Genomic DNA, 15,321 nt, shown 5'->3' with positions numbered 1-15,321 from the left:
ATGCTATAACTATCCGGTATAGGGTTTACAAAAGCAGTTCACTTGGTTAAGAAACCACTCACATGATATCATTTTCCATTATAGTTTTAGAAAAGGAGGGGAATCGTGCAACGATTATATAACAAGCACCATTGGTTAGCGAAAATAGTAGCAGCTGACCCTGGATATGTGCGTTTGCAAAAAGCAGGAAGAGCAACTGCTAGTTTAATACTTGCTGTGTTCACTACCCTTCTAATCATGCGATACTCTGGTCACTCAGGAGGCATCACACCAGCTATAGTTTCCGGTATGCTTGGGTTGATGGGCATCATGGTCGTAATGGATGACACAAAGCAAGAGATGAGAGTAACCACGTTATGGCTCGGAGTATCTGCTATGATAGGCATCACAGTTGGTTCCCTCGTTGCCAATAATGCTTATTACATAGATGTTGTTTTAGTGTTAAGTGTGTTTAGCAGTTTTTATTTCTCAAGATTTGGTACACGCTATTTTTCCTTGTTCATGATCTTCTTTATGACGGTGTATTTTTCTTCTGTTTTGAAATTATCCAGTGACCAGTTACCATGGTTTTATGTTGGAATCTGGCTAGGTGTAACTTACGCCTTTATTCTCAATTTCTTCTTATTTCAAGATACAGCGAAGAATTTAAAAAGAAGCATTCATTCTTTTCATATCCAGAGCAACCTGACGCTTAACCTCTTGATCGAAGCCATGCAAGATAAGGAATCCAATGCCCAGCGTAAGAAAGAATTAGAGAAGAACGTTGCCAAACTAAGAGATTATGCTCTTATAGTTTCAGGCTATATCAACGAGAATGATGTGAAGAAAATATGGCCAGGTCTTTTGCCGAACCAACTTCGACTATACGTGTTTGATACAGGTATGCTGATTGAAACGTTAGTTGACTCGGTTCGCGGATTAAAAACAGCAGATGCTCTTCATGTTGAAGAGATCAAACAATCACTCATTGCTGTGACGGTTGCTGTTCGTGATGCTGAAGTACTCGCTGCACATGTGAAAGAACAAAATATTCTCCCTGCTGAAAAATCGGTTCAGCAGCTTCGAATGTTAATCATGAAGCTTTTTGAACGAGAAGAGCCTCCACGGGGATGGATCTATCTTATCCGCCGAATTGAATCAATCGCTAATCACGTGATAGAAGGTGCTGTTACGATACAACAATCTCTTTACTCTCAGTCTGAGTATAAAAAAGAGGAAGAAACCGTTGATAAAGTTGGCGAAGAAGATGCAAAATCAGAAGACAATGCGCTAAAGCCCTCAACTAAAAAAGCGTATCAAGCACTTGTTGCAGGAATTCTATCTATTATAGTTGGTCTAGCAATCTCACCTGCACAGCCCTATTGGGTTCTTCTTACCGCCTTTGTCGTTCTACTTGGAACGGAGTCCATCGGACGGATTTATACGAAAGGGTATCAGCGTTCTTTAGGCACGATCATTGGAGCTGTCATCGGTTTTGTTCTTGCTAAATTTCTTTCTGGACACACCGTTTTGGAAGTGATCTTTCTCTTTTTAGTTGTTTTTTTAGCGTTTTATTTAATGACCGTTTCCTACACGTTAATGAGTGTGTTTATTACTATGCTTATTGCGTTTATGTACGACCTCCTATTAGGTGGGATTACTTTCTCACTAATTGGAGCTAGAGTACTGGATACGATCGCAGGGGCAGCGATTGCTTTAGCTGTTTCATATCTGATCTTTCCAAAGAAAACAAAAGTGAAGGTAGCTGAATCGATTAACGAATTTTTAGAAGAACTCGCTCCTTTTGTCGCCGAGTATGTGAGAGGGTTTAGAGAAGACGTAAACGTTAAGGATCTGTCAGAAAGTGCGTTTAAGCTAGATACGAAACTTCAGACGATAAGGGATGAGGCGCAATCCTTTCTTCAACGCCCGGGATCACCGATCTACGCTGATATGGTCAGTTGGATGACGAGGTTAGCTGCCATCAACTATTATGCAAAACATCTGGTCGCTTCTGCTTACAGAAAAGGATTCGATTATCCGGAAGAACTTCTTGATGGATTTATTCAGGTTGAGACAAAACTAAAGAACAACATCGATTCCTTATCTGCCCTTCTTACTGAGAATGAAGGGGAGTACGTTCTACAATCGTTAGAAGAAGAACGGGAGAAATTTGAACGTCTTGCTCCTAACCGAAAACAATCTCAGCGTGATCTCATACATCACCTTTATTATGTATGGCGTATCAATCAGTCCCTTGTGGAGTTAGGAAGTGAGTTGGGAGGAGTAAGAGAGAAGAAATAGCGCAGGATTATATGTGAGTATATGATGTAACCGTAAATAAGAAGGGAAGAACAGTAGCTTTAGAGCTGCTGTTTTTCGTTGTTTATGGAGAATTTTAGAAGGATTCATTTAGTGAATACAGAAGATTATCTAGAATGAAGTGGAGGTAAAGATATATGAACTCTTTAAGATCATTATATATTAAAAAAGCTTCTCTTGATGACCTTCAAATGGTTACTAGTCTATTAAAAGAATGTGCGCAATGGATGAAAGACGGAAATATTGATCAATGACGATATTTGCTCCAGGGTGGTGAAGATCTAGAAATCAAAAGTGCTATCAAAAGAAATGAGACATATACAGTGATGAAAAATGAGCAGTTGGTTGCTACCTTTACTTTATCACCACAGCAAACAGAATGGGACGTGCATATCTTTGGGAAAGATGAGGTGGAAAATTGTCTATATTTACATCGATTAGCAGTGTCTCCGTCATGTATGAACAAAGGTATAGGAAAAGAAATCTTGAATTGGATTGAAATGTACGCAAATGAGAAGCAAGATAAAGATTATATCAAGCTAGATTGTGAAGCAAATAATCGTAATTTGAATCAGTTTTATGTTGATAATGGATTTCAATATTTAGGTGAGAGTGATAGGCATAGTAAATATAAGAAACTACTTATTAGGAGGGAAGATGAAAGAATCTTTTGATGAATTCTATAAAGAATACTTAGATAGTTGGAGACATTTTTCAATAAAAGGTATTGAGAAGGTTGTTTCGCCTGAATATACAGCTCGTGAAATAAGGGGCAATGAGGTATATGATTTTGGCTATGAAGAATCTATTGATGGATGGAATCATGCATTTAATGAATTAAGAGGAAAGAACGCTGAGTGGATACTAAAAGATGATGTAATCGTATCTTTAAAAGAAGATGAGATGCTGACAATTATTTGGGCATCGCTAATTATCGAGGATAATCCTATAAAAACGGCTAGTTTGTTCTTTCAGACTTTTAGATGGGAAAAAGGATGTTGGAAAATGGTCAGAAGCTATATTGAGACAGAAATACCAATAGAAAAGATGCTTAGTTTGGAGCTCACCACAACAGAAAGGTAAGATTCGCTATGAACTTTTCAATGATAGCTGCTATGGATGAAAATAGAGTGATAGGTAAAGACAATGATCTGCCTTGGAGGTTACCGAGAGATTGGCAGTATGTACAAAAGATTACGATGGGAAAAACCATTGTTTTAGGCAGAAAGAATTTCGAATCAATTGGTAAAGCACTGCCTGGAAGGAAGAACGTTGTGCTTACGAGAAAAAGAGATTACTCACCCGAAAACTGTTTAATTGTGCATTCTATAGATGAGGTGCTACAAACATGCAGAGGCGATGAAGAAGTCTTTATTTTCGGTGGAGAAGAGATCTATATGCAGTTTATGCCTATGACAACTAAATTATATTTAACAAAAATACACCATGCATTTGAAGGGGATACTTACTTTCCTGAAATTAATGAAAGAGATTGGAAAGAGATTTCTAGAGTCAAAGGGATCAAGGACAAGCAGAATCCTTACACCTATTATTTTCATCAATACATAAGGAATATGTGAGTCGAAAAAATCAACTTGACAGAAAATTCTAATCATCTTATCATTAGTAAAAGTTTTCCATAATTTAAACATGATGATTAGGAGTAGTAGGGGTTTATAGTGTTGTTTAGAGAGCTGCAGAATTGGTGAGATGCAGTCAACAAATATCCTGAACTTACCTTGGAGTGGACAGACAAAAATGAAGTCTGTACGGTTAACCACCGTATAAAGGTTCTGAGGTTTGCAAGAATTTACTTGTGAACGAAGAAGAGTGGTACCACGTTAGGAATAGCCTTTCGTCTCTTTAGAGACGAGGGCTTTTTTGTTTAGAAAAGGGGAGAGATGAAAAGTGAGTGAGAATTGTTTTATTTGTGACAAACATAGAGGCACAATTGACACAGCAGGTGTGAAAATATATGAAGATGAATTTGTTTATGTTGGCCATATTGATAAAGGTGAGCGCCCTTCTTACCTTGGTCATATTATGATTGATCTAAAGCGTCACGCACCAAGTCTCGGGGATCTTACTATTAAAGAAGCACATGCATTCGGTCAGATTATGGCTCGAGTAAGCCGTGCGGTGAAAGAAACTGAAAATGCAGAGCACATTTATGCACTCGTCTCAGGTAATTCTGTTGCTCATTTACATATGCACATCGTCCCGCGTTTTCCAAATACACCAGAGGAATATTGGGGACCGAATGAAGTCTATAGTTGGGCAGAAGCTCCACTTGGAATGAATAAAGATATTATCAAAGTTTGCGAACGAGTTAGAAATCATTTGGAGGAGAACGCATATGAAAAATTCTAATTTGACCTGGGTTGGAAGTGATCAAACATTCGTTGATGAAATAGATGTAACAACCGTACAAAGTATTACAGTAGGTAGATTTGGGGGTAATTCTGAAAGTGGTTCTTATAAAAACGAAGATGGATGTTTAGTATGGGTAAATGAAGCTGAGAATTGGGAATTCACAATGGTTCTTGATGGGCATAAGACAGCACAGAGTGTTGAACTTGTTATCAATCAATTTATAAAGAATGAGTATGAGATCAAGCGTGTACTCTCAGAATCAGCAAGGATAGCACTAAAGAAATTAGATCATCTTATATTGGATATCTTTCAAGATCCTGTTTTTATGGAATCCTGCCGAAAGACAACGGGTGAAACAGCTTGTTTAATCGTGGTTCGAAAAGAAAAATATTTATGGTGGTTTTCGGTAGGGGATTGTATTCTTCATCTATTTCATCCAGAACTGATAGCATTAGGCGAGAGACAGCTTGTTCAGCGAAGTTTTTATGAATGGGTTGGTGAAGTAAATACATTTGAACTTCCAGTACCTTGTTATAGTACGGGGAAGAAAGAAATGAGAAAAGGACTCAACCAAATTTTCATGACAACTGATGGACTGACTGAATGTCCAGGTGTTTCATTTGAAGAGGCCACAGAGGTTCAAAAAGTAATGAGCGGAATGGGATTGGATGAAGGCGTTAAGTTTCTTTTGGATGAAATTAAAAGAAATCATGTAAGAGATAGTACAACTATTATCGCATGGTCTGTAGAAATAGAGGAAACAGCTAGTTTGCCAAGTGATCTGTAAAGCTGCTTCCTCCTAATCTGTTTTTAGTTACTTTCACTATGAAGGGGATCTATTATTTAATATCACTATAATGCTGAAGCACACGTGGCGGGATATATTTAAGTGGAAGTGGACGTAAGGAAACAATGATAGTGTGAGGCATGATTAAGTCTTTTTGAGCTTGTTTCAGACAGTTGTACATGTTCTTGCCACCAACAGAATTCGCAGAGTGGATGGTTATTCGATTGGCAAATAACTTTTCATTGATCATCATTTTTACGAGCATTAATCCATTTCTTGTTCTGCTCAATAAATCGTGATCTAAAGATAGATGTTCAATGTCATGTTTCCTCAAAAGATTCATACATTCATCTATCGTTTCAACGAAGACATATCCTTCAGGGGGATTACGATAATCATCCATAAATACACTGATCTTTTTCATTTTCTTGCACTCCCTTCCTTTAACGGAGGGTGACTAAGAAAAGTCTACTACCCCAAGTTATTTTAATATATTAATTATAACACATTAATACAAAGTAAGTTTATCGAGTGGTTTAAGGGAAACATCGTTTACTCCTTCCGTTATTAGAATAAAAGATAGGTAAATATTTGAATGAATTAAATATTAAATCATTAAATTCTTCGTCATTTTCATTTATCCTTCAAGAAAAGCAGGATAATTATCAAAAATTAACAAATAAGACTTAATGTTGTATGATTTTGTTGAAAAATCTCATTCAGGACTTAAACATTTCCGTTTAAGTCCTTGTTTCTTTACGAACAAATATTCGTTAAAATAGTAACGAGGTGGTATTTATGTTTCGAAAAAAATCTATTCAACAAGTTATGGACGTTTTACGAGAGCCAGAGCTAGCCAACCAAATTGTTCATTGGAAAACAATTGAGCCACGAGAAGCGGTTTCTGTGCCACTTCCTGACTCTTTGCATCACACTATTCAATCCGCTCTTTTAAAAAGAGGGATTTCTTCCTTATATATTCACCAGTTATCTGCATACGAAGCAGCTTTACGCAAAGAAAGCTTCGTAGCTGTTACACCTACAGCTTCAGGAAAAACGCTTTGTTACAACCTTCCCGTACTGCAAGAGGTCGCTAATAATCCTGAGGCAAGAGCTCTGTATTTATTTCCAACTAAAGCCCTCGCTCAAGATCAAAAGTCAGAGATGAACGAACTGATCGATGAGATGGGATTAGATATAAAAAGCTATACGTATGATGGGGATACGCCAGCAAATATCCGACAGGTCGTTAGAAAAGCGGGAAACATCGTTATGACAAATCCCGATATGCTTCATGCTGCGGTTCTTCCACATCATACAAAATGGGTATCGCTGTTCGAAAATCTGAAATATGTGGTGGTAGATGAGCTCCATACATACCGAGGTGTATTCGGCAGCCATGTGGCTAATGTCATCCGCCGTTTAAAGAGGATCTGCAATTTTTATGGCAGTGATCCCATTTTTATCTGTACATCTGCAACCATTGCGAATCCAAAAGAGCTGGCTGAGCAACTCACTGGAAATCCGATGACGCTTATTAATAACAATGGAGCACCAGCGGGTCGAAAGCATTTTCTATTCTATAATCCTCCAGTTGTAAATAAACCGTTGAACGTTAGGCGAAGCGCTACGCTTGAAGCCAGAAACCTAGCAAAGCTATTTTTGGAAAATCATATTCAAACGATCGTATTCGCTCGCAGTCGTGTACGAGTGGAAATATTGCTTACGTATTTGCAAGAACTTGTAAAAAAGGAGTTTGGTACGAAGTCCATTCAAGGGTATAGAGGCGGATATCTTCCTAAACAGCGGCGGGCTATCGAAAAAGGACTTCGTAATGGAGATATCATGGGAGTTGTTTCAACAAACGCGTTAGAATTAGGAGTAGATATTGGACAGCTTCATGCTTGTATTCTCACAGGGTACCCAGGCTCGATCGCAAGTGCATGGCAGCAGGCTGGTCGAGCGGGGCGTCGACAAGATGAGAGTGTGGTGATCATGGTGGCTTCCTCTTCTCCACTTGATCAATACGTGATTCAGAATCCCGATTACTTTTTCGAACGATCACCAGAATCTGCTCGGATGAATCCTGATAATCTGATTATTTTAGTAGATCATTTGAAATGCGCATCGTATGAATTGCCATTTCAAGAGAAGGAGAAGTTTGGTGATCAAGAGATCGAGGATGTTTTAGAATTTTTAGTAGATGAACAAGTGCTTCACAAGAGAGGGAAGCACTTTTATTGGATGAACGATTCTTTTCCTGCGCATAACATCTCGCTGCGTTCTGCTTCACAGGAAAACGTTGTGATCATCGATCAAAGTAATGTGGCTGATGTAAAAGTGATCGGTGAGATGGATCGCTTTAGTTCGATGACACTTCTTCACGAAGAAGCGATCTATCTTCATCAAGGTACACAATATCAGGTTGAGAAGCTCGATTACGAAGAAAAGAAAGCTTATGTTCGTGAAGTGGATGTTGATTACTTTACAGACGCAAACCTCGCTGTTTCTTTGAACGTACTTGAAGTAGATCAAGAAACGTCACATGAACAAAATGCTAAAGCATATGGTGATGTTATGGTAGTCGCAAAGGCAACCATCTTTAAAAAAATTAAATTCGAAACACATGACAATATTGGTTCAGGACCGATTCATCTTCCGGAAGAAGAGTTGCATACGTCTGCAACTTGGCTAACGTTTGAAAATAACGAGTTAAGTGAAGAGAAGCTTGAGGCTGGGCTACTTGGGATCGCACACGTTTTGCGCCATGTTGCTCCTCTCTTCGTGATGTGTGATGCAAACGATCTTCACGTTGTCCCTCAGGTTAAAGCGGTTCATAACCAACAGCCTACCATATTTATTTATGACAGATATCCAGGTGGAATAGGGCTTAGTGAAAAGGTGTATGGTTCTTGGGAAACGGTTCTGGATCAGGCATTAGCTATGATTCAAAACTGTCCTTGCGAAAGCGGCTGTCCATCATGTACGGGAACGTTAGAAGAAGGAAATAACAGCAAGAATCTTGCCATAAAATTGATCTCTCAAATCAAAGGAGCAACAGAATATGTCGATTAAAAACAAGCTGAATCGACTAAAAAAGCATATGGTTAACCCAGTCGTTGGGCATCCTGTTGAAAGTAAGCGGAATTTAGAAGATTCCACTGGTGAAAGAATTCAACATGCGGACTATTGGGAGAAGTTTGGAGCTTCAGCTTATTTTTTCGAAGATGATTATTGTATCGTTCGAAAAGTAAAATACTCTCTAGATACACAATGGGGCCGTTATCGGTTTTCCGATGTTATAAATGCCGTATCGAATTGGCAAGATGTTAATGCTGATCATCCACTTCACGCTAAGGATCTTGACGCTTCTGATCTTTTGTTCTTTGATACAGAGACAACAGGTTTAAGTGGCGGAGCAGGAAATACCATCTTTATGCTTGGAATGAGTCAGATTAAAGGAGATCATGTCTTAGTCCACCAATTCTTTTTGCCGGGTCCGGGATCTGAAGTGGCTCTTTACCACTATTTTTTAAATCATGTGAAGGAACTTCGGAACTTAGTCACCTACAATGGGAAATCGTTTGATTGGCCACAAGTGAAGACGCGCCACACTTTAATTCGTGATTTCGTCCCTTCATTGCCAGAGTTTGGTCACTTTGATCTGCTGCATGGAGCGAGGAGGCTATGGAAAGATACATTGCCAGCTGTAAAGCTCTCTGTTGTTGAAAAAGAGATGCTAGGTGTGAATCGAATACATGATACACCTGGTTATCTTGCGCCAATGCTTTATTTTCAATATTGCAATGAAGGTGATCCATCTTTATTAGAAGGTGTTTTTCAACACAATGAGTGGGATGTTCTTTCGCTTATTACTCTTTATACACACTTGTCTGGAATTGTAACAGGTAACGGTTTTAGAACTGAAAGAGAGACATATGAATCAGCAAGATGGTTTGAAGCCCTAAACCAAAAAGAACATGCGATGTCTCTTTACCAGGAAGTGCTGCAAACAGGAACTTCACTAACATCCCAATCAAAAAAATCTTTAGCCGCACTGTACAAAAAGTCTGATGGATTAGAGGTTTCTGTTCGATATTGGCTAGAGTTACTTGATGAGAATGACTTTGATGAAGAACCGGCTATAGAACTTTCTAAGTATTATGAGCATATTCAAAAAGATTATGAAAAAGCTCTTCACTTTGCAGTAATGGGTTATTCCAGGTGGAAGGGGAAAAAACGGTTAACAAAAAGAAAAGAAGAACAGGAAAAACAATCTTTCGCGAGAAGAATCGAACGATTAGAACAGCGAGTCATCCAATATTCGTAAAAATTCGTCAAATTTATGAATTCCTGCAAAATATCTCTTCTCAATTAGCTTTGTTTTTTGTAGAATATAAGAGGACATAAAAATGTTCTTAAGAAAATAAATTCCCCCTTTTTTTATTGCCCGGGTAAGCGCAAAAAACGCCATAAAAATTCATATTTCTACTGAGTTTTCGTCAAAGTTCTAGAGCGTTCGATTGTTTTCGCGCAATATCCGAAATGTTGAATAGGGAAATATATATTTTAAGCTATGGAGAGATGGTAAGTGAAGCAGTGGATTGTTGTTCTATTTTTTGTGATCGTCGGGTTAACAGTAATGATTGGCAATCAAATTAGTCACACAACACAAAACTTTTAATGAAGCCCCGGCTATAGACAGAGCCGGGTGTTTTTCATTAATAGGAGGTTTTCTAAACATGCTTCAAACACTGCTTGTCAGTGGCTACAAAGCTCATGAACTCGGTATTTTTAGTGATAAACACGAAGGGGTATACTACATTAAGAAAGCAATTGCTCAAAAGTTGGTCTCACTTCTGGATGAAGGTTTAGAGTGGGTAATCATCAGTGGGCAACCCGGTGTAGAAATGTGGGCTGCAGAAGTGGTATTTGAACTTCAAGAAGAATTTTCTGATTTGAAGCTAGCTGTTCTTACCCCGTTCTTAGAGCAAGAAACTCGTTGGAAAGAAAATGTTCAGGAAAAATATCATGAAATATTAGCTGGTGCCGATTTTGTAGATTCGGTAAGCCGTAAGCCTTATGAGTCGCCAAGACAGCTTCGAGTTAAGAATCAGTTTCTAGTACAAAAAAGCGATGCTGTCTTGCTGCTTTACGACGAAGAAAAAGATGGTTCACCGAAGTATTATTTAGATGCAGCCAAACAAAAGCAGGAAATGGACAATTCGTACGAAATATTCTATATTACTCCTTATGACTTGGATGTTCTTGTACAAGAGGAACAATACAATCGTAATGAATAAATGAATCTAAAGTCGAAAAAAATTGACATTTAGGTCAGGTAGTGAAAAAATAATTTTAGAATCTTTGTGTGAGGTGATTCACATGAGTGAACAGCGTTTTCATTTAACGGCGAAAGAAATTTTGGAAAAAGACTTTAAACAAGGCTTTCGTGGCTATGATCAAGACGAAGTAGACAAATTCTTAGATCTTATTATTAAGGATTATGAAAATTTTCAAAAAGAGTATGATGCAGTTGTTCAAGAAAACAATCGACTGCGTAAAGAAGCTCAAAATTCTACTGATCATCAGCAAACACGCAGAATGTCTGCAGTAACTTCAAGCACGACGAACTCCGATATTCTTCAGCGTTTGTCTAACTTGGAAAAACATGTTTTTGGCAGTAAACTGTACGATTGATTCCAGTAATTATCCATTTGTTTTATTACATTCAGCATGCTATAATGAATCTTGCTTTTAAAAATTAAATCAATAGCGTTCGGGTAATCGCTGGATCTGATTTTTCAGGTTTAGAGGAAAGTCCATGCTCGCACGGATCTGAGATGACCGTAATGATCGTGCCTGGCCAAAAAATAAGCCAGGGTAGCTTGGTTTGCTCTTTTGAGCTTACTGGGTTAACGGCAGGGAACGCACCTAAGTCCATTGGATATGGTGTTAATACCTTGAAAGTGCCACAGTGACGTAGTCCCGATGGAAACAGAGGGAGTGGAACGCGGTAAACCCCACGAGCGAGAAACCCAAATTATGGTAGGGGAGTTTCCCATTTCGGAATTGAACGATTGGGAGAACAAGAAGCCAAGGCTTTTTGTAGATAGATGATTACCACCGGTGTACGAGGCTACCAGCCGTTTGCAGTACTAAGGAACAGAACATGGCTTACAGAACGTTATTGGTACCTAAATTAAAGCTGAATGAGGGCCCCGTTTACCGGGGCTTTTTCTATTTACATAAAAAGTACAGCTAAATAAGGGTATACTTATTAACATAAGAATCGATGATCATTAAGGAGTTTTATATTATGACACAATTACGACTGCTAGCAACAGCCGCTATGGGATTAGAAGCTCTCGTAGCCAATGAAGTTCGCGCTCTAGGGTTTGAAAATGTAAAAGTTGAAAACGGTAAAGTTTATTTTGATGGTGATGAGAAGACGTTAGTAAAAGCTAACTTATGGCTAAGAACGGCAGATCGCGTAAAACTAGTGGTCGGTGAGTTTAAAGTGGAGACGTTTGATGAACTTTTCGAGCAAACGAAGGCACTTCCATGGGCTGATTTTATCCCTGAAGATGGGGAATTCCCGGTAATCGGCCGATCTGTTAAATCCAAACTGTTTTCTGTATCTGACTGTCAAGCAATCGTTAAAAAAGCAGTAGTTGATAACTTAAAAACAGCGTATAACCGTAAGACGTGGTTTCCAGAGGACGGTGCTTTGTATCGTATTGAGGTTGCGATTCATAAAGATATTGCGACATTAACGCTGGATACGAGCGGTACAGGTCTACATAAGCGTGGATACCGTGAGTTGCATTCAGGTGCGCCGATTAAAGAAACGATGGCTGCAGCTCTCATCATGCTAACGAATTGGACACCTGATAAGCCTTTCGCAGATCCTTTCTGCGGATCTGGAACATTGCCGATTGAAGCTGCGATGATTGGACAAAATATCGCACCAGGACTAAATCGTGAATTTGCTTCAGAAAAATGGAACTGGATCGATAAAAAGGTCTGGTATGAGGCAGTTGGAGAAGCTCAAGATGTTGCGAAATACGATCTGCCTCTTGAGATTCAAGGATCTGATATTGATCATAAGATGATCGAACTTTCTAAGAACAATGCAAACGAAGCTGGATTCGAAGACTTTATCACATTTAAACAGATGCAAGTCCGTGATTTTACGACTAGAAAAGATTACGGATGTCTTGTAACAAACCCGCCTTACGGAGAGCGTCTAGGTGAGAGAGAAGAAGTAGCACAGATGTATCGTGATCTAGGTATGGCGATGAAACCGTATGATACATGGAGTGTGTATGTCATTACTTCAAATGAAAAATTTGAAGAATATTATGGCCGTTCAGCAACAAAAAAACGTAAGCTTTACAACGGTGATCTGAAGACCGACTATTATCAATACTTTGGAAAACGTCCGCTTAGACAGCACCAGAGCTGATTCCGTTTTGAATATGTAGTGTGGGTAGCGCGGTGAGTGTCGAAGATTGTAGACTCGCGGATAAAAGCCCCAAATTTGTGGATTGAGAAGCAAAACTCGTGGATTGAGCTATTAAATTTGTGGATTCAAGGAGAAAACTTTTGGATTCATCCGTCCCAAACGATAAGGAAGGCTGACTTTTTTGAATGAGTCAGCCTTTTTTAATGTGAAGCATACAACCTAATAAGCAATAAACTGTAATAATTTCACGTACCGTATTCTTTTTATATTTTTTCTACAAAAAACCATAGGAAAATAACAATTATACGCCAAAATTTAATAAATCTACACTTATTAACTGCTACATTGAGCAACCTTTATAAAGCCTTCACCACCAAATACTGAAACAAAGTTTAAAGACCTTATAAACACGTACATACTATGCCTATCCATTAAATTAAAGGCAGGTTATTTCTATGTACTCTCAATTTAACCATTTAGATAGCATTCAAAAAGCATTACAGAACCTACAACCTCACCTGGGAGATCATCATAAAGCCGAAATTCAAAGTGTCCTTCATCAATCGATCGGTCACGTAAACAATATTGATCCGTCCTTCGCTGCGTATGCAGAACTATTTAAGGAAGAATTTTAGAAAAAAATAAAATCGACCAGCAGGACTTTTTTATTGCGTCACGAATTCTTATAACGGTATGTTTTTAATGAAACCGTGAAGGGATGGAATAGTAATGACACAAACAAAAGTTACTGTTGAAAAAGAATTCTTAGATTATGTGAAAAAAATGGTCCACATCAATGAAGCAATCGGACTCATGTATTGGGACCTTCGCACAGGCGCACCTAAAAAAGGTGTCGAACAACGTTCTGAAGTGATCGGAACGTTATCATCTGATGTATTTGCAATGTCTACTTCTGAAGTAATGAAGAGTTATATCGAAGACCTTTCTAAGCCAGATGTACAGGACTCTTTGTCTGATGTTACGAAAAAGACGCTCCAAGAAGTAAAGAAAGATTACGAGCGTAACGCTAAGATTCCTCCAACAGAATTTAAAGAGTACGTTATTCTTCAATCCAAAGCTGAAACAGTTTGGGAAGAAGCGAAAAACGCGAATGATTTCTCCTTATTCCAGCCGTATTTAGAAAAGCTTGTTGATTTCAATAAGAAATTCATTGGCTATTGGGGATATGAAGGGAATAAGTACAATACTCTCCTAGATATGTATGAGCCAGGGGTTACGGTTGATATTTTAGATGAAACGTTCTCAAAACTTCGTGAACGAATCGTACCATTGCTTCAGAAAGTAACAGAAGCAGGGCAACCTGATACAAAGTTTTTATTTGAACATTTTCCGAAAGAAAAACAAAAGGAGTTCAGTTTGCATGTATTAAAAGACATGGGTTATGATTTTGATTCTGGTCGTTTGGATGAAACGGTTCATCCGTTTGCAATCGGATTGAATCCTGGAGATGTTCGTGTAACGACAAAGTATGACGAGAATGATTTCCGTACGGCAGTATTCGGAACGATCCATGAAGGCGGTCATGCACTTTATGAGCAAAATATTTCAGATGAGTTAGTTGGGACACCTCTAGCTACAGGTACATCTATGGGCATTCACGAGTCTCAATCTCTGTTCTGGGAGAACTTTGTAGGTCGTCACTTTGGTTTCTGGAAGAATCAGTACAACATGCTTAAGACTGTTTCAGGTTCACAGTTTAACGGTGTAGAGCTAGAAGAATTTTATCGTTCTATTAATGTGGTTGAGCCTTCACTCATTCGTATCGAAGCTGATGAGATGACATACCCACTTCATGTTATCGTTCGTTATGAAATTGAAAAAGGTTTGTTTAACGATGAGATCGAAGTAAAAGACCTTCCGCGTATCTGGAATGAGAAAATGCAAGAGTATATTGGTGTAACGCCGAAGAACGATGCAGAAGGTGTCCTTCAAGATGTTCATTGGTCAGGCGGAAGCTTTGGTTACTTCCCATCCTATGCTCTTGGATATATTTATGCAGCGCAGCTTAAACAAGCAATGCTGAAGGATATTCCTGACTTTGACGCACTTATGGAGTCTGGCAACCTCCTGCCGGTCAAAGAATGGTTAACGAAGAACGTTCATCAATATGGCAAGATGAAGAAACCAATCGAAATCTTAAAAGACGTAACAGGTGAGGGACTTAATCCAGATCATCTGATCGCTTATTTCGAAAAGAAATACAGTGATATTTACCGCTTAGAGAACTAATTACACCCTACCGGCGGACTCGAATTTATTTATCGAGAATGCCGGTTTTTTTTACATAATCTGAAAGTATAACCTGTTTTCAGGACGACAATTATGGTTACAACAAATTTTTGATGAACGTATAAGTCCAACGAACGCTATC

The 15,321-nt window shown here is 38.6% G+C and carries 14 protein-coding genes, 1 other RNA gene and 1 other annotated feature; of the genes, 14 read left to right on the top strand and 1 reads right to left on the bottom strand.

Features of this window, described 5'->3' with window-relative positions:
* The first annotated feature begins 105 nt into the window (after positions 1-105).
* From ACNJYY_RS11145 to ACNJYY_RS11120, 6 genes are all read left to right on the top strand, one after another.
* Positions 106-2,283: an FUSC family protein gene (locus tag ACNJYY_RS11145; RefSeq protein WP_416731758.1), complete on the top strand. Its 2,178-nt coding sequence runs from the start codon at positions 106-108 to the stop codon at positions 2,281-2,283.
* Positions 2,284-2,561: 278 nt separating this feature from the next.
* Entirely contained in the window at positions 2,562-2,975 is a 414-nt protein-coding gene (locus ACNJYY_RS11140; RefSeq protein ID WP_416731757.1) for a GNAT family N-acetyltransferase, read from the top strand.
* On the top strand, positions 2,959-3,384 hold the full coding sequence (locus ACNJYY_RS11135) for a flavoprotein (RefSeq protein ID WP_416731756.1): 426 nt from the start codon (positions 2,959-2,961) through the stop codon (positions 3,382-3,384). The genes ACNJYY_RS11140 and ACNJYY_RS11135 overlap by 17 nt, the downstream gene beginning before the upstream one ends.
* Before the next feature lie 8 nt (positions 3,385-3,392).
* Positions 3,393-3,881, top strand: a complete 489-nt coding sequence (locus ACNJYY_RS11130) for a dihydrofolate reductase (protein WP_416731755.1) — start codon at positions 3,393-3,395, stop codon at positions 3,879-3,881.
* 64 nt (positions 3,882-3,945) lie between these two features.
* Positions 3,946-4,167 (top strand) — a binding site (T-box leader).
* A gap of 42 nt (positions 4,168-4,209) precedes the next feature.
* Positions 4,210-4,671, top strand: a complete 462-nt coding sequence (locus tag ACNJYY_RS11125) for an HIT family protein (protein ID WP_416731754.1) — start codon at positions 4,210-4,212, stop codon at positions 4,669-4,671.
* Positions 4,658-5,461: a protein phosphatase 2C domain-containing protein gene (locus tag ACNJYY_RS11120; RefSeq protein WP_416731753.1), complete on the top strand. Its 804-nt coding sequence runs from the start codon at positions 4,658-4,660 to the stop codon at positions 5,459-5,461. Before ACNJYY_RS11125 ends, ACNJYY_RS11120 begins: the two co-directional genes overlap by 14 nt.
* 52 nt (positions 5,462-5,513) lie before the next feature.
* Here ACNJYY_RS11120 and ACNJYY_RS11115 read toward each other — a convergent pair whose 3' ends face one another.
* Positions 5,514-5,885, bottom strand: a complete 372-nt coding sequence (locus tag ACNJYY_RS11115; protein WP_416731752.1) for a cyclic-phosphate processing receiver domain-containing protein — start codon at positions 5,883-5,885, stop codon at positions 5,514-5,516.
* A 374-nt stretch (positions 5,886-6,259) separates the two neighbouring features.
* On the opposite strand from ACNJYY_RS11115, the gene ACNJYY_RS11110 reads away from it, so the two are divergent.
* From ACNJYY_RS11110 to ACNJYY_RS11075, 8 genes are all read left to right on the top strand, one after another.
* Complete coding sequence (locus ACNJYY_RS11110; RefSeq protein ID WP_416731751.1) at positions 6,260-8,536, top strand: DEAD/DEAH box helicase; 2,277 nt, start codon at positions 6,260-6,262, stop codon at positions 8,534-8,536.
* Positions 8,526-9,791 (top strand): ribonuclease H-like domain-containing protein, encoded by a 1,266-nt coding sequence (locus ACNJYY_RS11105; protein WP_416731750.1) that lies wholly within the window; start codon positions 8,526-8,528, stop codon positions 9,789-9,791. Before ACNJYY_RS11110 ends, ACNJYY_RS11105 begins: the two co-directional genes overlap by 11 nt.
* Before the next feature lie 412 nt (positions 9,792-10,203).
* The gene (locus ACNJYY_RS11100; protein ID WP_416731749.1) at positions 10,204-10,764 is read left to right on the top strand and encodes a DUF1273 domain-containing protein; all 561 of its coding nucleotides are present in this window, start codon (positions 10,204-10,206) and stop codon (positions 10,762-10,764) included.
* Between the two features lie 82 nt (positions 10,765-10,846).
* The gene (gpsB, locus tag ACNJYY_RS11095; RefSeq protein ID WP_137789389.1) at positions 10,847-11,161 is read left to right on the top strand and encodes a cell division regulator GpsB; all 315 of its coding nucleotides are present in this window, start codon (positions 10,847-10,849) and stop codon (positions 11,159-11,161) included.
* A gap of 75 nt (positions 11,162-11,236) precedes the next feature.
* An RNA gene (gene rnpB / locus ACNJYY_RS11090) (RNase P RNA component class B) lies at positions 11,237-11,646 on the top strand.
* Between the two features lie 134 nt (positions 11,647-11,780).
* Positions 11,781-12,929 carry a THUMP domain-containing class I SAM-dependent RNA methyltransferase gene (locus ACNJYY_RS11085; protein WP_416731748.1) on the top strand — a complete coding sequence of 383 codons (1,149 nt, stop codon included), beginning with the start codon at positions 11,781-11,783 and terminating at the stop codon, positions 12,927-12,929.
* Positions 12,930-13,384: 455 nt separating this feature from the next.
* Positions 13,385-13,564 (top strand): hypothetical protein, encoded by a 180-nt coding sequence (locus ACNJYY_RS11080; protein WP_416731747.1) that lies wholly within the window; start codon positions 13,385-13,387, stop codon positions 13,562-13,564.
* A 94-nt stretch (positions 13,565-13,658) separates the two neighbouring features.
* Positions 13,659-15,179: a carboxypeptidase M32 gene (locus ACNJYY_RS11075; RefSeq protein ID WP_416731746.1), complete on the top strand. Its 1,521-nt coding sequence runs from the start codon at positions 13,659-13,661 to the stop codon at positions 15,177-15,179.
* Positions 15,180-15,321: the final 142 nt, after the last annotated feature.

Source organism: Fictibacillus tiangongensis, assembly GCF_048083785.1.
Taxonomy (GTDB): domain Bacteria; phylum Bacillota; class Bacilli; order Bacillales; family Fictibacillaceae; genus Fictibacillus.
This window is presented reverse-complemented; position numbering and strand designations above follow the sequence as displayed.